Origin of the sequence: Paenibacillus montaniterrae (genome assembly GCF_018403185.1) — a bacterium.
GTDB classification, from domain to species: domain Bacteria; phylum Bacillota; class Bacilli; order Paenibacillales; family Paenibacillaceae; genus Pristimantibacillus; species Pristimantibacillus montaniterrae.
The window spans coordinates 74,466-95,775 of the sequence record NZ_BOSE01000015.1; the positions used below are offsets into that span (position 1 = coordinate 74,466).

Below are 21,310 nucleotides of genomic sequence, written 5' to 3' on the forward strand. Positions count from 1 at the left end.
CTTAGTAGCGCTTCTGATATTTGTTGCGAATAAAGATTGCCAAAGAGTTCATAGCGAACAAAATAACGAGCAGTACAATAATCGTTGCAGCTGCCAAATTAGCGTATTCCTGAACCAAAACAGCATCCAGCGTCCAGTAATAGATCTGGATCGGAAGCGCCGTAAAATCAGACATCAATGAATTGGGAATCGGCATAATCAATACTGGTATGCCCAATACGACTAGCGGAGCCGTTTCACCGATTGCGCGTGATAGCGACAATATAAAACCGGTTAATATCCCCGGCAAAGCAGCCGGCAGCACAACTCTGCGAACCGTTTGCCACTTCGTTGCTCCCATTCCGTAGGAAGCTTCACGCAAATATTGCGGCACAGCTCGGATCGCCTCCTGACTGGCTACGACGACAATCGGCAGCACCAGCAGCGACATTGTTAGTCCACCCGCTAAAATACTGGAGCCGAGATTAAACATTCTGGAGAAAACCGCTAAGCCCAGCAAACCGAAAATAACAGAAGGCACACCAGCCAGATTGGAAATATTGACTTGAATAAAATTGCGAAGCTTGCTTTTTTTAGCGTACTCCTCCAAGTAAATGGCAGTACATACGCCAAGAATCATCGTTACCGGACCAACAACGACCATCAGCAGCACTGTTCCCACTATGACGCCCAAAATACCGGCACGCTCTGGATTAAGTGAAAGCTTGCCCGACAGGAACTGCCAATCTAGCCAGCTGGCTCCTTGCGTCACGACTTGATAAATCAAGATTCCCAGCACAAGCAGGGCAAACATCGTTGCAAGGAAAAACAGGTTTTTCATTGATTTGTCCATCGTTTGACGGAGCATAATTCTTTGATTGCGACCGCTTTTCATGATTAATAGCCCTCCCTGAATTTACGTGAAATATAACCGGCAACCAGGTTCATGATAAGCGTAAAGACAAACAAGGTTAATCCTACGGCATACAAGCTGTAATAGCCAATTGTGCCGCTTCCTGCGTCACCACTTGTAAATTCAACAATATATGCTGTCATCGTCTGCATAGACTGAGTAATGTCAAAGGTAAAGTTTTTGGAGCTGCCGCTCGCAATGGTTACAATCATCGTCTCTCCGATCGCTCTGGAGACTGCCAATACGAAGGATGCAATAATCCCGGACAAAGCCGCAGGAATAATGACCTTAAACGTCATTTCCAGCTTCGTTGATCCTAATGCGAGTGCTCCCTCACGCATAGAGTTTGGAACAGAGCTCATGGCGTCCTCAGAAAGAGAGGTTACTAAAGGAATAATCATAATCCCCATTACAATACCGGGACTTAATGCGTTCTTTGCTCCCAAGCTTGGAATGATGTGAGTCAACAAAGGTGTTACAAAGGAGTATGCAAAAAATCCGTATACAATGGTAGGAATTCCCGCTACAACTTCCATTAGCGGCTTCACTATTTTTCTTACACGCGCCGAAGCGTATTCACTCAAATAAATGGCAGATGTAAGGCCAATTGGAATCGCGACGCACATCGCGATTAATGATGTAATAATCGTACCGTTAATTAACGGCAATATACCGAATTTTGGATCAGTATGGCTGAGCGGAGATAAGTTGGTGCTGCCAAAAAATTCCCAGAACGGAACTTGCTTAAAAAACATCGCTGCATCAAAGACCAAGGACAATACAATACCTACTGTTGTAAGTACGGAGATAAGAGCGGCAATGAACAATGAAACCGGCGCAACCTTCTCCAATTTGAAAGGTCTTTTCTTTCTGCGGGCGATATTCTGTTGAATCTGCTCCCTGACGCTTATGTGCTTATCCATAAAGGGTATGCCACCTTCCAAAGCAACTTTTTACTAATTCTACTCTTGAAACAAGCAAGAAGATGAGAGCATGCAAAGTCTCTCATCTCCCGCCAATACTATTAACGATTGATTCAATGCATTATTTCAATGCTTCAAGTTGAGCTTTATATTCTGCATAAACCGAATCTGGAAGTGGAGCAAATCCAGCTTCGCCCGCAAATTGTCCTGCAGCATCCATTACATATTTAGCAAAATCAAGCACTTGCGGTTTTTCTAATGCATACGGTCCATACAGGTAAGTGAACACTGGACGAGTGAAACCTGCATACTCAAGATCTTCACCGATTGTTTCCAGGCTTGGCTCAACTGGGCCATTACCGAAGTCAACCTTAACTGCTGTTAGCTTATCTGTATTAGTCGTATAGTAACCAAATCCGAAGAACGCAATTGCATTTTTATCTTTTGATACAAGGTCAACAAGCGTTGAATATTCTTGTTGCAGATTTGCAGTCGTTACCATTGGTTCTTTGCCAAGGATTACTTCAGAGAAAAACTCATAAGTTCCGTGGTTTTCGTTCGGGCCATAGAAGTTGATTTGCTCAGCTGGCCATTCTGGGCGGATATCAGACCATTTTACAACATCGTCAGCAGCATAATGACCAGACAAGTACATATTTACGATTTCTTCTTTAGTCATTTCAGTTGCCCAGTCGTTTTCTTTGTTGATAACCATTGTCAAACCGTCGTAAGCAAGACGGAATTCAAGAACATCTTCACCTACTACCAAGCCTTTAGCTTCAAGCTCAGCTGCTTCTTCATCTTTAATTTTTCTGGAAGCATTAGCGAAATCAAGCTCGCCTGGAATGAACTTTTGGAAACCTGCAGAAGAACCTGCACGACCTACTTGCACACTCACATTTTCTTGTACTGTAGACATATATTCCTCAGAAATAAGAGCCATTAGCGGATATACTGTACCTGAACCGTCAACGATAACTTGTCCAGACAATTCTGGAGCTTTAGATTCTTCAGGTGCTGGTGTGCTTTCAGCAGAATTTTGACCACCTGTATTTCCTTGTGTATTCGTGTTTCCAGCATTACCACCATTGTTACCTCCGCACGCTGCAACAAACGCCATAACGAAGACAAGCATCAATGGGACCCCTAATGTCTTTAATATTTTTTTCATTTGTACAATTTCCTCCTTAATCAATATGGGTTTCATTCACCACATCACTTATGGTAGTCCTTAATTGTTATGCATGTATAAAGTAATGTTAATTCCATGTAAAAATTATTGAGAATTATAAAACATTAAATTGACTAGTCATTTTAGCCAAGGAATTAGATAAATTGCGCAGCTGCAAGCCGATTTCATGCGTTCTTTCCATCTGCATGATCTGATCCTCGCTGGCGGACATCATATGCTCCGAGCTAACAAATGTCTCCTGCGACACGATGGAAAAATTCATAATAACCTGCTGCAGCTCTGGAAGCACCTGCTTTAGAGCCTGTAAATCGCCCTGCACGCTCTGAATTCGCTCACTTACCTGGCTAATATCCTTCATCAATTGATCCAAAGAAACCTTCGATTCATTCGCTGTGCGAACATTGTCCTTCAGCTTGACGATCATCTGGTCGAACGTATCGGTCGCGCGAATCGTAACATTTCCCATCTTATGTATCGATTCCGTAATAAGCTCGGTTGCGGATTGGGATTGAACGGCAAGCTTTCTAATTTCATTAGCGACAACTGAAAAGCCGCGCCCCGCTTCACCTGCTCTCGCCGCTTCAATCGAGGCGTTAAGCGCAAGTAAATTCGTCTGCTTCGTTACACTTTGAATCAGCTCTACCTGATGAGCAATCGAAAAGGCTTGTTTTTTCACTTCCTCAAATGTTTGCGCCATATGGTCAAAGTCTTTTTCGTAGGTATGGAACGTATCAATTAGCAGCTTAAGACTACTTTCCCCATTCTGAGCTGATACATTCATGCCCTCTGAGGTAATAAAGATTTGATCCATATTTACAATAAGCGCTTCATTTTGCTGAATCATCTCTCTAAAATTTTGCAGCCCTTCATTTGACCCGGTTGCCGCTTGTTCAGCACTCTCCTTAACAACCTGAATCGAATTGATTAGCTGCTTGCTATGTGTCAGCGCTTCATGCGAAGCATCGCTCAAGCTGCCGCCTGTATGATTAAGCTCGTGGGTCATTTCATTAACTTCCGTAATCATGCTGCGCATTTGCTCCAGCATCGTTGAAAAGCTTTGCTCCAATGATGAAATTTCAGGAACAGTCGATTTAATAGAGAATACTTGCTTAAGATTGCCGTTGCGCACATCCGCCATAATTTCCCGCAGCTTCATTAAAGGTTTCGTCAGGCTGCGCACGAACAGAATAATCAATAAGCTAGATATGACCAGGCTAATCGCACTAATAATGATGGTATGCTGTGCCATGCCATAGACAGGTCCCAAGTATGAGCTTGTCGGGACTAGCAAGATGTATGTAGCCTGAATTTCCGGCATGTCGCGCACGGTTAGTGTGTAGTCCACTTTATTGATCGTTTCATGGAACACGCCATTCTTCACTTCCGTAATTCGCTGAATAAGCTCATCAGAAAAAGCTAGCTCCGAGGTCTTGCTTACGTCGAACGGGGAAATAGTCCCATCTGCCATATAAAAGAAATCAGAGGTGAAGCCGTGCAGATCAAGCTGTCTTTTTTGTTCAATAATGCTCATCTCAACCTGCTGGCGAAAATAGGCTTCATCGCTCACATAAACAAATTTCAAATTTCGCACAACATAACCAATGCTTTCTGATTCCCGCTCAAGCCGTTTTTCGACATTTTCAATCATAATGTCTTTCGCCTTCGTGTAGGAGCTAATCCCGACCGCACTAATCGAGAGAGTCAGCAGCAGGATGAACAAGATCAGCAGCCTGCTACGCAATGTGAATGTTGCAAACCATTTTTGATGCGATACTCCCGCTATATTCCTATCATTTGTCATAGGACTAAATCCCCTTCTTCATCGTTTTATGTCAACCCATTATACGGACGAACTATTAATTCTGTATAATGCAAAGATAAAATCTGTATAAAGTGAAGGAGAATTGGTCGCTTTCGCGACAATAATATTTGAAATTAGGTATATTTGACTGGAAAATGGAATGCTTTGAGGTATGTAGGGGAGAAGTAAAAAGCAGGCTGTCCGCAAAACGAATTACTGAACATTCGTTTGGCGGACAGCCTGCTTGCATTAGGACTTCGACTTTATCATCTCGTTCAGAACATAAGCAAGATGCTGCTCGGCTGAACGTGTGTGACGATAGAAGGTTGCTCGACTCATATGGAAATCAGCAGCGAGCTGATTTTTATTGCGATCCCTGCGTACATAGCTTTCGAGTAAAAGCTGCTTTTCGAACTGTGTTAATGGATGGGCAGGCGTGTCGTCGGCTAAAAGCTGCTGTATCGCTTGGCTCATCTGCGTACCATTCCAATTCAAGCGCTGCATAACAGGAAGCTGCTCTAGCTTGGCCCGATCGAACAGTCGTTCAAGAATTTGCTTCATTTCATTTCGTTCAATGCGTGCGATCAGGCTTGTTTCGTTTTCCTGTTGAAGCATTGGCTCTTGCGCTGCTGCTGCTTCTGTCTGCCAAATAATTCGGTGCACCCATTTGTCAAACGTTGCTTGCCTGAAATCAAGCTCCCATAGTGTCAGATCGCTAGATATGGAATCCGTGATTTTTCCGCATTCTCTAAAGCCTAGAATGGACAATAGCGAATTCAATTGAGGATCGGCCGATGCCAATTTTCCACGCAAGCCGCTCGTCATATGAATAAGCCATTGCTGCATAAGCAAGGCTCCCAGTTCCTCTGGGCGATATAGCGAATGCTCGGAATGTACAGCAGATAACAGGACGAATATTGTATCCGCTGACTCAGGCGACAGTTGACGGAGCGCCGTCCCTTCCTCCTCCAATATTTCCACACAGCCTGGAGCATAACGCTCCAGCAGGGGCATGCTTGCCGCATGCAGCCAGACGCCAGCGCAAAAAGCTAGCGGCACCCCCTCGTCATCACGCACAATAAAGAGCCCCTCGGGAAAATGATGGGCAATATCCTCCAGCAGAGCCGAATATTCGGTCGGGTTGACCAGCTCTGACTGCCAGTCAGCTTTACGCAAGGAAGCCTGTAAAAAGCTTTGCAAAGCAAGCAGATCCTCCTGCTGAAACGGCTGCTGCTTGCCCGGCTTAAGCGCCAGCGAAAAATTGGCATAAGCATGTGTCGAGGGCAAAAACTCGCGATACAGCTCCAATGCATGAGCTGCCAGTCGCATTTGTATCTGCTTATCAGCCGAACGGAACTGCTCTGCCAGCAGGTTGAACACCTTATGGCGAGTGAGTTGAAATGCTTCAGGGGTTCTTAGCGCAAAATCATCCCGCAGAAGCCGCGCCACAACATGGTGCAGGATAACGCCATGCTGCGTAACACGGACACATGAAAGCTCGGCCAGCCTTTTATATTCAGCCGCATTTAACGGAGCATCCAGTAGAGCGTTTAGCTTCTGCTCGTCGGCGGCTGGCAGCAGCGAGAGCACCGTCAACGCATTGTAAATTGCAGGGGAAGCTGCTTCTCGCAAAAATTCGGCACTCAAAATCGCGGGAATTTCGCGCCATACATTCCGCCCTTCTCCTTGCTCAGACTGCATCATATCAACTGCCAACGCAAGCGTTAGAGGATGTCCTTCTGTCCGTTCAGCAATATCCTTTTGCAGCTCGGCAGGCAAGCCGCTGTCCGCTAAATAAGCATAGGCCTCCGCTCGCTGAAATAGCTGCAATGGGAAGCGTAGTATCCGGGAACGCCAATGCGGATTCGTTTGCCATTTCAAAGGCAATCCGTTTCGTGAAGCGCATACCATTAGCACAGAAGCTGACTTTAGCTGCGGAAGAAAGCTGGAAAGCAGCCAGCCCTCCAATCTATCAATATGCTCACAATTATCTATGAAAAGGACGGTTTGCTGCAGCGACAGCTCGGAGAGGATATGCGACAGAAGCGCAACTTCTTGTTCTCTCATCTTCCCGTATTCTGTAGCGAGACTCATTTCAAGACTGGCAAGAAAAGCACCTGAGGTCGTTAAGCTGCTCTGTCCGTCCAGCCACAGTGTACGTGCAGAAGAAAGCCTTGCAGTTTGCGCCATCTCCAGCAGCAGTGTCGTTTTGCCAATGCCGCCGATCCCTGAAATTGAGAAAATAGTAGTCCTAGCATCGGAATCAGCCAACCAATTTGCAAGGCCTTCCATTTCTCGCTCAAAACCGATTACACGCTGTCTTAAATTACTATCCATCTGCAGTTCCCCACTCCATCCGCTTATTCTCAGTTGAATATACCAACACGCGATCATCTATTTTTATACTATACTAATTTTTGTTGGCGGGGAATAAATGAAATGAATGAATCTACATCATAAATAAAATCCTTACTTCTTCACCAGCCCCTATTTCAATGATAAGATGCTTGCTTTGCCCATCTATAGCAGGCTCAATCGCCTTTCCATCCATTTCTGCCTTTGCCCACGGGCGTGCTAATTTAACATGAACCACTTGTTGCTCATTGTCTATGGAACGTAATGTAGTTGAGACAATGCCTTGCTCCAGATCCCAACGCAGCTCCTTTACCTCAATCCGTGTTCTTGCCATTAGTCCGCCAATAGAGCCTGCTATCCAGTCTGTCGGCAAGGCCGGCAGCAATTCAATTTCTCCTGTATTGGAATAAAGCAGCGCTTCGTTGACAGCCGCTACCGTACCAAACAACGTATCCGTACAATACGAGTTCATTCGTCTGTTCGTATCATGATCAGTCATTAACGAAGCGTAGTAACCATCATTGACCATCATCGGCAGCAAGGAAGCGAGCATTTCATCTCCATCCTTTAGTCTGGCAGCAACTAGCGCCTTATGCATCCAGCCATGACCAGCAGTGTCATCTTCCGTATTGAACGTATTGCGATTGTGCAAAGCCTTTTTAACAGCAGCTGTTAATTCGATATTTTGCTGTGTCTCATAGCCTGGCCAAGCGGGATAGAGATGACTTAAATGACGGTGATTATTGTTTTCCAAATACTCCTTCATCGCCCATTCACGCAATGCCCCATCCTGATCATACAAGTAGCCTGGCAGCTGCTCCAGCAGCGCCTCCCATTTTGCTATCGCTTGCTCGTATCCTTCTCGTTTCACCGCTCTTTCCAGCGCAATGACCATAAAGAGACCGTCTCGTGCAGCAGCAATATCCATCGTTGCATTTGCCGTCAACGTACTGCTATACCCGATTGGGTGATTCTCAGGCGAGTAGGATGGAATAATGATATACTTCTCTCCCGGAAGCAGCTTCTTTTTGCCTTTCTCATAGACGGCATTGCCCTCTATGTCCGTAAAATATTCTGGCGTGCAAATTTGCTCCCAAAAATTCGCTTGCTTGGTCAGCAAAGGCAGAAGAATGTCCTTTTCAAGATCCAAATAGCCTTGCTTCAAGACCGAGGCAAATTGTTCATCAGAAAGACCACCGTCCTCCACACCAAGAATAGATTGCAAATCCTCAAGCCTCATAGCAGGAGCGATTGGAATATGCTGATTGCCAAAGCATTGCCAAAACTCGTAAATGGGCAGCAGGCACCAGCTTGCTCCTGCATTCCAATAGCAAAAAGGGTAGTCATTATCGTATTCTACATGCATCGCACGATCGCCGTCTGAGTTCACCGAAATTTGCAGCGCATCATGCATGCCATAGGCCTTGCGTGCATTATATTCAAAGTCAGGAGCATTTCTTAAGAAAAATGTAATATAGCCGAGCGGCGAATACTTTAGATGCCCGGTATTCATTGCGGCCACCTGCAAATTGACGTTTGCATCCAATGTATAGATCGCGCGCCAGCCCGGATTCCACTCTCCTGTCCACATGCCGTACAAGCGCGGCGCACTGGCCCCTCCACTGCAAATCATCGCGTATCTTCCTTGATCATAAACCTGCTTCAGGAATGCAGGATTGACCGTTGCAGGATTTTCCTTCTGCATTCGAATCAATTCCAAATTATCCGCAAACTTGTTGGTATCAGCACCGGCAAGCTGAAACTGCACAGCATTGAACTCGGGCGCATGCTTGCTTGCATGTGCTGCAAGCGCTGCATCATAATCGAATTGTACCGCTGAATCAACGTATCTAGCTTCAACTGCTCTCGTAGACGCTAACAATTGGTCGATGATTTCGTACGAGGAGGCATCTGCAAAATCCTCAATCTTCCCCATATTAAAAGTGCGGTTAGCTTGCGTAATCAAATAAACAGCCTCGGCATCTATAATTCGAATAGCAGGATTTTGCTCTTTCCCGACATTCATCGGCTCGCCCGAATCCTCCAGCTTAATGCGCTCCTTTGTTCCATTCACGACAATAACTTTTGTCAAGCCTGCATAGCCACCATCAGCCAGCTCGCTGCCAGCATAAGACGGATAATGGGCAACCTGTGCAATATATTGAGCATCAGAATCAACCAGCTTCTTGACCTGCAGCTCCGAAATTTTGCTAGCGCCATCATATGCGCCACTCATTGCGGATATATCATCAATCGAAATGATCATATTAATTTTGGCTCCGCTCGAAGATTGAGTAATTTTTGTAATGGATACATTATCAACTCTGGAGGTGAATGACGTACGTGTCCATACACCAGCTTCATCTTCATATTGAACGCCTGTCTCCGCCGTCTCGTAATTTGTCCATCTCACATAGCTGGTTAGCTTGCCTTGCTTCGATGCAGCAAGACGAAGCTGATGTGCCGGATGATAGCTGTAATAGAAGGTTCTCCTTCTTGTATCGCCATTGCTATGTTTGATTTTCCACTGATCATTCAATGTAAATACATGGTATCTAGCCTCATCCAGCTGACTTGTTAGCTCCTCTGGGATTGATCTTGGCTCGCTTGACGGGAAGTTGTTCCACATATATTGGAATATAAAGGTATCACAATAGGGTGCGCCGGAAGTGACATATCCATTTTCGCCATTTCCACTGACCATGCCGTCCCGCCAGGAATGTCCAGGATTTTGAGAGGGAACTTCCGTATAAGAAAAAGCGTGGTTTCCTTTATGATACAAGCAGCTGATGCTTGACAGCTTTGTCATCTTATCTTCCTCCTGTTAATTTATAGATGTCGTCATTTCACATAGATCGTTTCGTATAGCAATCGCTTTCAGTTATAATTATAAGGAGCCAGCCATAGTAGATGAATCTATAAAAACGACGAATCGCCGACTGAAATGTCGCATTTTTACAGGAGGGATGCTGCATGAATTTGCCTCCCATCGATATTGGGAACATGGATATCAAGCTTAAAATTGGTCATTTCGTACTGAATGTTCTTTATGTAAGATTCGGTTATTTCTACCATTCGATGCCGGAGCACAGTCATAGCTTTGGCAGTTATGAGCTTCATTTTATACCAAGTGGTCGGGGAGAATTGATCGCGCAAGGCAATCGTTATCCAATTCAGCCAGGTACGTTGTTCATGACTGGTCCGAATGTCGTGCACGAACAGATTACCAATTTGGACGATCCAATGGCTGAGTACTGCATATTCTTTGAGGTTTTATCGCAAGATTCGGCGTACGCTAGCAAACAAACAACAGTGAAGGAGCCTGAGTTGTCCGAGTTGCTGGTGTCCACCCCATTTTGGATCGGGACAGACAGCAATGGTTTAATGGAGCTGTTCGAAATGCTTGCTAATGAGCTTTCCCGACACCGTCTTGGCTTGCATCATATGGCAACCAATATATTAGAAATGATCATAATTAATACGATTAGACAGTATTCCAATAAGCAGCATGCGGTCGCTGAACTCCCTGTTAAGTCGTTGGATGATCGTCGTATGATTATTATCGAGAACAGCTTTCTCTATCATTACTCAACAATTACACTTTCACAGCTTGCTGATATGCTTGGATTAAGCACAAGACAAACCGAGCGTACGATCTATAAGCAATACGGATTATCGTTTATGGAAAAAAAGACTGCGGCCAGAATGAATGCCGCGCTGCGCCTTTTAGAAAAGTCTGATATGACCGTGAGTGCTATTGCAGCTGAGGTTGGATTTCTAACAGTGGAGCAATTTTGCAATACCTTCAAAAGGGTGTGTGGCATGACGGCTACGCAATATCGAGCGAACAAAAAGGCGACGAGCTTTAAGTAAGATTTCGCAAGTCCTTACTTTATTTAAACTTAAAGAAGCTTCCAGCACCATTGCGAAAGTGGGCTAGAAGCTTCTTTATTTATTTCGTTTCTATTCATTGATAAAGTCGAGGTAACGCAGCATTCGTACAAGCAGTACCGCGCTTTGGGCGCGCGTTGCAGGCTCCTTTGGTGCAAAGGCTGCATCCTCCGTGCCTTCGATAATGCCTGCAGCCAGCAGCTGCTCGGCGTCTCCCTTGGCCCAGTCAGCTAGCTCCGAATAGTCAGTGAAGCTCTCCAATTGAGAATTTTCTGCTGTTGCTGCTGGCAGCTCACCGGTAAATCGGATCGCTCTGCCCAGCATAACGACCATCTGCTCTCGGGTAATAAACGTATTCGGTCGGAATGTGCCGTCTGAGAATCCTTCAATCAAGCCAGCAGCAGCGGCCGCCCCTATTGCACCTACATACCAAGCATTTTCAGATTGAATGTCAGAATATGAGACATGCTGTGGTTTTTCAGTGAGCCCAAGCGCCCGTACAAGCAACGCGGCAAATTCAGCTCGAGTAATGCTTCGCTCCGGGTTAAACGTATTAGTAGCGGAGCCGTCGACGATCAGCTTGCTTGCCAGAAGCTCAATTTCGGCTTGCGCCCAATGCCCCTTCGTATCCGTAAAGGCTCGCTCAGTTGCTATTGCGGTAAACCAACCGTTTTGCAAGGTGTAAAAAGCTGCTTTCCCCGTCTCGAATACGGAAAGAACAAACTGCAGCCTTCCGTTATCCTCTACCTTTACAACTGTTGCACGATTCGCTTGTATTTCGGTATCCAGGGAGAATATACGCTCCATGTATATGTCTTGCACATCTAGTTCCTTGTTGTTGCTAAGAAGATAGAAGCTCATCGGCTTCACCAGCATCGTGTACCCTTGCTTATTCAATGCTGCTTCAAGCTCAGATACGGCAGAATCCGGCATTGTTGCAATAGCAGCCGTTATCGTTGCACTGTTCGGGACATGCTGAAGGCTATGCAGCGGCAAGCTGTAGCTTGCGCCATTGACGGCAATGCGAATCAATTTATCTGGCTGTGCTTCGGAAAGTGCTTTTAATGATACTGCTGGAAGATCTACCTTTACAATTGGTTCCTCATTATCAATTGCAATAACGATTTCTTCTGGGGATGTAAACCATGACTGAATGAGTTCGTCATCCATCACTAAGCGTAGCACGGACCTGCCGTCATGATCTTGTTCTTTTTTAGCCGTTACTTGAACGGTATTACCGTTGATTACGATGGACATCGTCTCTCTATCCTGAGAAGAAGCAGGAGGGTCATTCCAACCTGGCGATGGGCCAGGGGGAGTGACTTTCTGTAGCACGATGCGTCCTACTTCGGTAGTCTTGTCTGCTATGACATTAACTGTTGTGGTGTATTCATTGTATCCTGGTGCAGTTACCGTTAGTTCGTAGCTACCTTCAGCTATGTTGTTTAGCGTAAATTCCCCTTCGGAATCGGTCAAGACTTCTACCTTGCCACCGTCTACCGAGCTACCGTCTACTGAAACCTTCGCCCCTGCCAGTGGGGTGTTTCTTTCACCGTACACGGTGCCAGTAATTATGCCAACTATCGGCGGCGCTGGCTGCACTGTTACCGTTGCTGTGGCAGTATGTGCTCCATCTTGGGTTGTTACTGTGATGGTAGCTGTTCCTGCAGAGATCGGCGTAACTTCTCCGCTTTGATCTACCTCAGCAATGCTCGAGTCGCTAGAACTCCATGTGACGGCTTGATTTGTCGCGTTTCTTGGCTCTACTGTTGCGATCAATTTCTGCGAAGATCCACCTACTACAAGCGATAGCTCTGTTTTATCCAGGCTCACTCCTGTTACAGCAATCGTAGATGCTGTTAATTCGATTCGCCCTATAACGGTGCTCTCTCCTGCTACAACGTTTACTGTTGTCTTATACTCAATATAGCCCGCTGCTGTTACAATAAGTGAATAGCTGCCTTCTGCTATATTCTCTAGTACAAAGCTTCCTGCTGCGTCGGTCGTAGTCTCTACATTGCCGCTTTCCGCCGAGACATCGTCTGCCGAGCCATCACCCGCCATGCCATCACCCGACGTACCGCCGCCGACCGACACCTTCGCTCCAGCCAATGGTTTAGCTCCTTCGCCGTACACGGTGCCTGTAATTACGCCAACTGTTGGTTGCGCTGGATGTACCGTTACCGTTGCTGTGGCAGAGTATGCTCCCTCTTGGGTTGTTACTGTGATGGTCGCTGTTCCTTCGGAGACCGGCCTAACTTCTCCACTTTGATCTACCTCAGCAATGCTCGAGTCGCTAGATCTCCATGTGACGGTTTGATCTGTCGCGTTCCTTGGCTCTACTGTTGCGATCAATTTCTGCGAAGATCCACCTACTACAAGCGTTAGCTCTGTTTTATCCAGACTTACTCCTGTTACAGCAATCGGAGCTGTTGTTAATTCGATTCGGCCTATATCCGTGATCTCTCCTGCTACGACGTTTACTGTTGTCTTATACTCGATATAGCCTGCTGCTGATACAGTCAATGAATAGCTGCCTTCCGCTATATTCTCTATCACAAAGCTTCCTGCTGCATCGGTGGTAGTCTCTACATTGCCGCCTCCCACCGAAACATCGCCAGCGGAGCCAAAGACGACCGATACCTTCGCACCAGCCAATGGTCTATCTCCTTCACCGTACACGGTACCAGTAATTACGCCAACTGTTGGTGGTGCTGGCTGTACCGTTACCATTGCTGTGGCAGTATGTGCTCCGTCGTGGGTTGTTACTGTGATGATCGCTGTTCCTTCGGAGATCGGTGTGACTTTGCCTTGTTGATCTACCTCTGCTATGCTCATATCACTTGAGCTCCACGTAACTGCTTGATTCGTAGCATTCCTTGGCTCTACAGTCACATTCAGCTCCAGTGATGGTCCACCTACCACTAGCGTTAGTTCTGTTTTATCCAAACTTACTCCTGTTACAGCGACTGGAGCAGTTGTTAATTCGATTCGCCCTATATCAGTGGTCTCTCCTGCTACGACGTTTACTGTTGTCTTATACTCGATATAGCCTGCTGCTGATACAGTCAGTGAATAGCTGCCTTCCGCTATATTCTCTATCACAAAGCTTCCTGCTGCATCGGTGGTAGTCTCAACTTCGCCGCCTCCCACCAAAACATCGCCAGCGGAGCCAATGACGACCGATACCTTCGCACCAGCCAATGGTTTATCTCCTTCACCGTACACGGTGCCAGTAATTACGCCAACTGTTGGTGGTGCTGACTGTACCGTTACCGTTGCTGTGGCAGAGTATGCTCCATCTCGAGTTGTAACTGTGATGATTGCTGTTCCTTCTGAGATTGGCGTAACTTCACCGTTTTGACCTACCTCTGCAATGCTCGAGTCGCTAGAGCTCCATGTGACGGTTTGATTTGTCGCGTTCCTTGGCTCTATTGTTGCGATCAATTTCTGCGAAGATCCACCTACTACAAGCGATAGCTCTGTTTTATCCAGGCTCACTCTTGTTACCGCGATTGGAGCTGTTGTTAATTCGATTCGCCCTATATTGGTGGTCTCTCCTGCTACGACGTTTACTGTTGTCTTATACTCGATATAGCCCGCTACTGTTACAGAAAGTAGACGGTTGCCTTCCGCTATATTCTCTAGCACAAAGCTTCCTGCTGCATCGGTGGTAGTCTCTACTTCGCCGCCTTCTACCGAGACACCTCCCGCCATGCCATCACCCGCCGTACCGCCGCCAACCAATACCTTCGCGCCAGCCAATGGTTTAGCTCCTTCACCGTATACTTTGCCTGTAATGGTCCCAACTGTTGGCGGTGCTGGATGTACCGTTACCGTTGCTGTGGCAGTATATGCTCCATCTCGAGTTGTAACTGTGATGATCGCTGTTCCTTCTGAGATTGGCGTAACTTCTCCATTAAGATTTACTACTGCTATTCTTGAGTCGCTCGAGCTCCAAGTAACGGTTTGATTCGTTGCGTTCCCCGGCTCTACAGTTGCGGTCAACTTCTGCGAAGGACCACCAGCTACAAGCGCTAGCTCCGTCTTATCCAGACTCACTCCTGTAACACGAATTTGATCTTGGATATGGGATTCAGCAAGCTCAATACTGCTCCATGCATGAATACGCTGCTCGTGATCCAGCTCATATACTTGAAGAAACTGACCTGGACTGACAGCAGCTATATCGGTTCCTAGTGTATACAGTGCCGCCGTATCAGGAAGCGAATCACCCAACAATGGTCGCTCGCCTGCATCAGAGCCGAGTACATATGCAAATGTATGCCCTTGACCTCCAGTATCAGCAGTTACTTTCGTTGTCCCCCGTTCGTTGCCCGGACTAATTGCAAAGCCAATTATATTCGGCGCATATTCATCTATATACAGCGTTAAAACAGAGCTAATCGTTTTCATCCCGATATCGGTAGCAGAAACCGTAACTGTAAATACCCCACCTAATACAGGCGTACCCTGTAAAACGCCATCAACTGTTACCTCCAAGCCTTGTGGAAGCCCTGAAGCGCTCCAGCTTAAACCTGCACCTGAGCCATCGAAGGCTTCAAGCTTTATTGTATAGGGAGCATCCTTTATCGCCCTTGGCAACTCATCCGTCAAAATATTTGAAAGCAAATACGGATAGCCTGTATTTACATCAGCGTGAACCGCCCATGTATCTGTAAAATCCCATTCTTCTCCGTAGCTTGATTCGAGCTTCATGTCTGTCGTTGAAAGACCTGTGAGCTGGCTTATTCCATTCTCGCCTCCTATACCATTGGATTGCGCTGTCGAATTATTATCAAAAAACGAAGCAACAATTGATGACCACGTGTTAATTCCAACGAATCCACCTATTATACTTCTCGAATTATGTTCGGCTGACATGACATTTCCTGCTGCATAGCTGTTGGAGATTGTTCCGTATACGAGCTGCCCTGCCAGCCCTCCAGCAAATACATAGTTGTTGGAGCCAGAATGGGAAACCGCTCCAGTCGCATAGGAGTCTTGTATGGTACCTGCACCCTTTGATCCGACAAGCCCCCCAGCATATTGATTGGACGCTTCGCCGCTCGTAACTGAAGCGGTTGAGTAAGAACGGATAATGGTTGAATTCCCGTTCGCCACTCCTACCAACCCACCTGCTACACTTAAGCCAGCATAGCCAGAATGCCCTCCAATAACAGTACCCTGTGAATACGATTGAATAATGCTGCCTCCATGTAGATAACCGACCAAGCCACCCAGATTGGTGCCGCCGCTCACATGCACCGAGACGCCCAAGTTTTGTATTGTGCCGGTCACGCGGCCAAAGAAGCCCGCAAACTGCAGTGTACCGCCGTCAATCGTGAGACCTTTAATTTGGTGTCCTCTGCCATCAAAGACACCACTAAAGGGGACTGCTTCATCACCAAACGGAACCCATTCGTACCCCGTCATATCAATGTCATTGGTCAAGCGAATATTGCGATCGACATAGTTGGCGCTATGCCGATTGATATAAGCTAATTGCTCTGCTGTCTCCACAACCACCCAACCAGCGGCTTCAGCTGGAATTGGATCATCATCGTTAGCCTGAACGACAGGCGTTGCTGATACAAGTGAGCCGAGCAGCATCGAGAAAATGAGTAACGTAATAAGCAGCTTTCTCGCTAAGCGCATCTCCGAGCAGACCATGCTGTTCTGCGCGACATTAGACATCCATGTAGACATACTTTTCATTAAGCTATTCCCCTTTGCATCGCTAAAACGAGTTGTATTACACTCCAAAGTCAGTGTAATACAACTCGTAGGCGGCTTGTGATTCATTTTTGTTTCAAGTTTTGCTTAAAGATTTTTTATTTTGACTGACCGTAACTGTCAGTGATGATGGTTTACAATCAATTTGCAACTAAAACATTTTGGGAGGGAATCACTTTGAAAGAAGTGCTAATTTTTATAACGGATGGTTTTGCAGATTGGGAGGCAAGCTACGTCAGCTCAGAAATAAACAAGCCAGAAACAGGATATCGTGTCAAGACAATTGCGATTGATTTGGAGCCTAAGGTTTCGATGGGAGGATTGAAGGTTCTTCCTGACTATAGTGTCGAGCAATTCGATAAAAATTTAGAGCTCGCAATGCTAATCATACCTGGCGGAACTGGTTGGAGAGAAACAAAGAATCAGCAAACAAAGGTAATCGTTGACTATTGTGTAAGCAAGGATATTCCGGTTGCAGCGATTTGCGACGCTACTACATTTCTAGGAAACCACGGATATTTGGATCATCATAAGCACACAGGCAATACGTTGCATTATTTGAAGCAAGGAGCGCCAAACTACAAAGGAGATTCCCATTATATTGATGCCCAGTCTGTTCGAGACGAGAATTTGATCACCGCGAATGGAAGCGGCGCGCTGGAATTTTCAAAGCATATCCTGGAAAGATTAGGTGTGTTGGAAGGCGATGCGCTAAACGAATGGTATGAAATATTTAAGAAGGGGTATTTCCCCTCGTAAATATTTAAACTTCGCTCTGGGGGTTTTTTCTATTGAGTTTCACAGAGCATTAAATTACGAATCCTTATCACCCTTAATCGCATCAAGATACTAAAAAACTACATTTCTTTTTTCCCATTACAGATCATATATTCTGATTACACGGTAAGCATTTATATAAAAAGCAAGGAGAAAAGCGAAACGCTTTTCTTCTTGCTTTTTTAAAGGGCTAGTAATCTATTTAATGACTCAAAGACTTAATTTGAAAAGTAGAAAGTAACAAAGTGAAACAAATTAATTACAAAATAGTATCTAATTAGTTATTTAGCGCAGCGCCACTTCCTGTAATAGTTCCATTGTAGCCTGGATATGGAGCGCCCGAGTAAGTATAAAAGCTTTTTGTCATAACAAAATAGATATTACCTGTTGGTACATTGTCCCAGTCTGCATGTCGCCATGAACCAGTCAAAAATCTATGTGTTCCTAGATTTTGTGATCCAGCATATAGCGTGATGTCGTAGTAGTCATATTGGGTACCTGAATAATAATTTGGATAGTCATCCCAAGATCCCGTGGCAGTAATTCTGACTGTACCTGCAGTATTATTAGTAATAGTTTGGGAGGTTAAAGAAGCATTAAAACTAAAATCAAAATAATAAGGCATGTAGTTTGCAGCTTTGTTAGTAGCAATATCGTTTTCATTTACTTTAGGAGCTAATTTGATAAAAGGTGTCTCTGAATATACCTTATTAGCTAATTGCATCGCAGCGTTGTGATCAATAGAATTATATAGCTCAATGCGTTTCCCTTCTGTTTGAAGTTCTTCTGAATTTTGTGATTTAGCTGTTTGAGTGAATTGCTGCACTTCTTTAGAATTCAATTGTTCTGCAAAAACATAGCTGCTTGAAATAGTTAGTAAAAGCAATAACGAAAAGCTAAGCATGGCAAGTCTTGAAATTTTCATTCAACATCTACCTCCTTTTTTTTATAATATATCATAAATTTGGTAAAAAATCAAATTTAATCTATTAAAATAGCACCGATCCCCTTAATACTTGCACCGTTAGTATTTTCCTGTTGCGATATAACAATTTTCATAGAACCATTAGGAATAGAATACCAATCAGCGTATCCCCATAAGCCAGTTTTAAATCTATGAGTTCCATAGTTTATATCGTCTACAAATAATGTAACATCGATATAAGAATCTACGTCTTTTTCAGTGTTAGAATCATTTTCACCATATATCGCTAATCTGATTCTGTCCATTTTTGGAATATCAAGTGCTGAAGAATATAAATAAGAATATAAATCATAACGAAAAGAGTACGGTAGAATTGGAGCATCTTTATTCTTTATAATTCCGCCATCTCCTTCTTTAGCTAATTCTAAAAACGGTGTAGTTTCGTATAATTCATCTAGTTTAGATTCTACATCAGATAAAATACTATTTAATTTTACTTCTTTACCCGCTTGAAAAATAAAAGGAGTGTCTTTGTATATCTTATTTACATCATTTCTAAAAATCATATATGTTCTAATTTTTTTATACAGATCAGAGTCTCTAAAGTCTAAACTTACGAAAATTACTCCAAGAGACACTACAATAAAAATAATAAGACCTGAAATTATAATGTATCCTTTGTATTTTTTCATGCTTACCTTCCTTCCGTCCTTTTAAGATATTTAAAGTTATGAAAATTACTTATCCAATTTTTATTCGCTTTTCATCATGATATGACATACTCTATCTTTTACGAAAGAAATTTCTCACTCAGAATGAAATACTTGATTCATAAATATCCCTGTATATATGAATACTTTCATCAATTAACAGCACCTTATATTGATCAGATATTCAGTCTTTACCAAGAATTAAAGGAGTCGTTTTAAAAAAGATAGTGGAATATTTTGTAGAAATTTCTAACGGAGTAACTAGAAAGTATTCGATTCTCTTCGTATTTTCTTATAAAGCTGTTATGGGTGTCTTTTTCAAGAAAGGAACCATCAATACGTAGGAAAGACCAATGAGAGATAGAAGTGTTCTTATTTTATCCTTTCTTTCACAGTACGCTATTAGCGAAAGGAACCCCCTAGCTAAAACCTCTAATAAATAGAATGCTAAAAATCGATTTGCGTAAATTTATAACATCTATATTTTATATTATATTACAGAAAAAGTCTAATTTGATGACAGCTTGCATTACAGCCGATTTCACTGTGTTGCATTAATATTTACTGAATCTCTGATGCATTTTATAGGCCTGAGTTTCTAATACAAAAATCTAATACAAAAAAATCCTTTACAATAGATCGGAGAGGTAGGTAGCCCTGTCCATTAATCTATCGAAATTGATCATTCACATGGTCAATCATACCCTACTTACTTCTTCGGTAAATGAATTTGACCGATTTGTACAAAACGTTTACAACTGGTCAAGACTAATCGTAAGCTTGATAATATACAAAAAGCTGGCGACGCTAGTTTATTTTCAAGCTATTTTTACTTTCTCAGTTACAATGGGAAGGGCTTGCGATATCTCTCTGATGACTTTCTCGATCGATGCATACAGCGTGAGCTAGGCTTCACAGTTCAATCGCGAGCAAAGACTCGTTGAGTCCGAACCGCTACGAGGTGTATTTGAATGTGTAGCCAAGTGTCTTTTCTACCGTCAAGTCGGCTTACGATGCAATATTAGGCTTTTTTATGCAATAAACACTCGACAACGGTTTACTTGTGCATGTAACGATTTCAATTAGCCGAATTTCGTAAGACAAAGGCTGGTGTTAAACTCCTTATGCTCCTTGCCTTTGTCAATTAATTCGATAAGGTTCCGCAACAACCACCGATTACCTTTGCCAAGAAAAATGTTCGCACGCAGATGGACGCTTTGGTTGACCAAGCGGGTATCTCCTACATCTTTGAACACGAGTATGTCAAATATAAAACGTTTGATTTCCGAAGGGGCATGACTTTGACACAGAGCTAACGACGAGCTTTTTTATAACGGATGGTTTCACAGATTGGGGGGCAGGGCAAGCTACGTCAGCTCAGAATATAAACAAGCCAGAAACAGGATATCGTATAAAGACAATTGCGATTGATCTGGAGCCTAAGGTTTCGATGGAAGATTAAAGATTCTTCCCGACTATAGTGTTAAGCAATTCAATGAAAATTTAGAGCTCGCAATGATAATCATACCTAGCGGAACTGGTTGGAGAGAAGCAAGGAAACAGCAAGCAAAGGTAACCGTTGACTCTTGTGTAAGCAAGGATATTCCAGTTGCAGCGATTTGTGACGCTACCACATTTTTAGGCAGTCACGGATATTTGGATCATCATAAGCACACAGGCAATACGTTGTATTATTGGAAACAAGGAGCTCCTAACTATAAGGGAGATGCCCATTATATTGAATGTTCAGTCTGTTCGAGACGAGAATTTGATCACCGCGAATGGAAGCGGCGCGCTGGAATTTTCAAAGCATATCTTGGAGTGATTGGGTGTGTTAGAAGGCGAAGCCTTTAAAATATTTAAAAAGGGCTATTTCTCCTCATAGTATTTAATAGGAAAGCACAAAGATTCACACAGCTTAGGTGCTTTCCTATTATGATTAGATACGCAAAAGATTATATCTAAAACGCACTCTATAATTCAGGACTTATGCAGTTCGCCCCAACAATTGTAAGAGCAAGACTTTAATAGATGAACAGTTATCATTCAAAAAAATACTTGACAAATAAAAATCGCCTAAATAATTGTGAAGGATACCTTTTTAAACC

At 44.1% G+C, this 21,310-nt stretch carries 11 protein-coding genes and 1 pseudogene; 3 read left to right on the forward strand and 9 right to left on the reverse strand.

Annotated features, from left to right (window positions below):
• Window position 1 precedes the first annotated feature (1 nt).
• From pstA to KJS52_RS25670, 6 genes are all read right to left on the reverse strand, one after another.
• Window positions 2–874 (reverse strand): phosphate ABC transporter permease PstA, encoded by an 873-nt coding sequence (pstA, locus tag KJS52_RS25645; RefSeq protein WP_213520250.1) that lies wholly within the window; start codon window positions 872–874, stop codon window positions 2–4.
• A gap of 2 nt (window positions 875–876) precedes the next feature.
• The gene (pstC, locus tag KJS52_RS25650) at window positions 877–1,815 is read right to left on the reverse strand and encodes a phosphate ABC transporter permease subunit PstC (RefSeq protein WP_213520252.1); all 939 of its coding nucleotides are present in this window, start codon (window positions 1,813–1,815) and stop codon (window positions 877–879) included.
• Between the two features lie 121 nt (window positions 1,816–1,936).
• Window positions 1,937–2,986, reverse strand: coding sequence for a PstS family phosphate ABC transporter substrate-binding protein (locus KJS52_RS25655; protein WP_213520254.1), 1,050 nt, complete (start codon window positions 2,984–2,986; stop codon window positions 1,937–1,939).
• 115 nt (window positions 2,987–3,101) lie between these two features.
• The gene (locus tag KJS52_RS25660) at window positions 3,102–4,808 is read right to left on the reverse strand and encodes a methyl-accepting chemotaxis protein (protein WP_213520256.1); all 1,707 of its coding nucleotides are present in this window, start codon (window positions 4,806–4,808) and stop codon (window positions 3,102–3,104) included.
• 249 nt (window positions 4,809–5,057) lie between these two features.
• Window positions 5,058–7,145 carry a P-loop NTPase family protein gene (locus KJS52_RS25665; protein WP_213520258.1) on the reverse strand — a complete coding sequence of 696 codons (2,088 nt, stop codon included), beginning with the start codon at window positions 7,143–7,145 and terminating at the stop codon, window positions 5,058–5,060.
• A gap of 112 nt (window positions 7,146–7,257) precedes the next feature.
• Window positions 7,258–9,972 carry a glycosyl hydrolase family 95 catalytic domain-containing protein gene (locus tag KJS52_RS25670; protein ID WP_213520260.1) on the reverse strand — a complete coding sequence of 905 codons (2,715 nt, stop codon included), beginning with the start codon at window positions 9,970–9,972 and terminating at the stop codon, window positions 7,258–7,260.
• A gap of 164 nt (window positions 9,973–10,136) precedes the next feature.
• On the opposite strand from KJS52_RS25670, the gene KJS52_RS25675 reads away from it, so the two are divergent.
• Window positions 10,137–11,036 carry a helix-turn-helix transcriptional regulator gene (locus tag KJS52_RS25675; protein ID WP_213520262.1) on the forward strand — a complete coding sequence of 300 codons (900 nt, stop codon included), beginning with the start codon at window positions 10,137–10,139 and terminating at the stop codon, window positions 11,034–11,036.
• A gap of 90 nt (window positions 11,037–11,126) precedes the next feature.
• On the opposite strand, the gene KJS52_RS27585 is transcribed toward KJS52_RS25675, so the two are convergent.
• Window positions 11,127–16,772 (reverse strand): Ig-like domain-containing protein, encoded by a 5,646-nt coding sequence (locus tag KJS52_RS27585; RefSeq protein WP_246563946.1) that lies wholly within the window; start codon window positions 16,770–16,772, stop codon window positions 11,127–11,129.
• A 195-nt stretch (window positions 16,773–16,967) separates the two neighbouring features.
• On the opposite strand from KJS52_RS27585, the gene KJS52_RS25710 reads away from it, so the two are divergent.
• Entirely contained in the window at window positions 16,968–17,549 is a 582-nt protein-coding gene (locus tag KJS52_RS25710) for a type 1 glutamine amidotransferase family protein (protein ID WP_213520264.1), read from the forward strand.
• A 295-nt stretch (window positions 17,550–17,844) separates the two neighbouring features.
• Here the strand turns inward: KJS52_RS25710 and KJS52_RS25715 are convergent, their stop codons facing one another.
• Together KJS52_RS25715 and KJS52_RS25720 are read right to left on the reverse strand one after the other, a co-directional pair.
• A complete protein-coding gene (locus KJS52_RS25715; protein WP_213520266.1) occupies window positions 17,845–18,492 on the reverse strand; it encodes a hypothetical protein in 648 nt (215 codons plus the stop codon).
• A 56-nt stretch (window positions 18,493–18,548) separates the two neighbouring features.
• Window positions 18,549–19,184 (reverse strand): hypothetical protein, encoded by a 636-nt coding sequence (locus KJS52_RS25720; RefSeq protein WP_213520268.1) that lies wholly within the window; start codon window positions 19,182–19,184, stop codon window positions 18,549–18,551.
• A 1,348-nt stretch (window positions 19,185–20,532) separates the two neighbouring features.
• On the opposite strand from KJS52_RS25720, the pseudogene KJS52_RS25725 reads away from it, so the two are divergent.
• Window positions 20,533–21,024: pseudogene (locus KJS52_RS25725) on the forward strand (DJ-1/PfpI family protein); the annotation flags it as partial.
• Window positions 21,025–21,310: the final 286 nt, after the last annotated feature.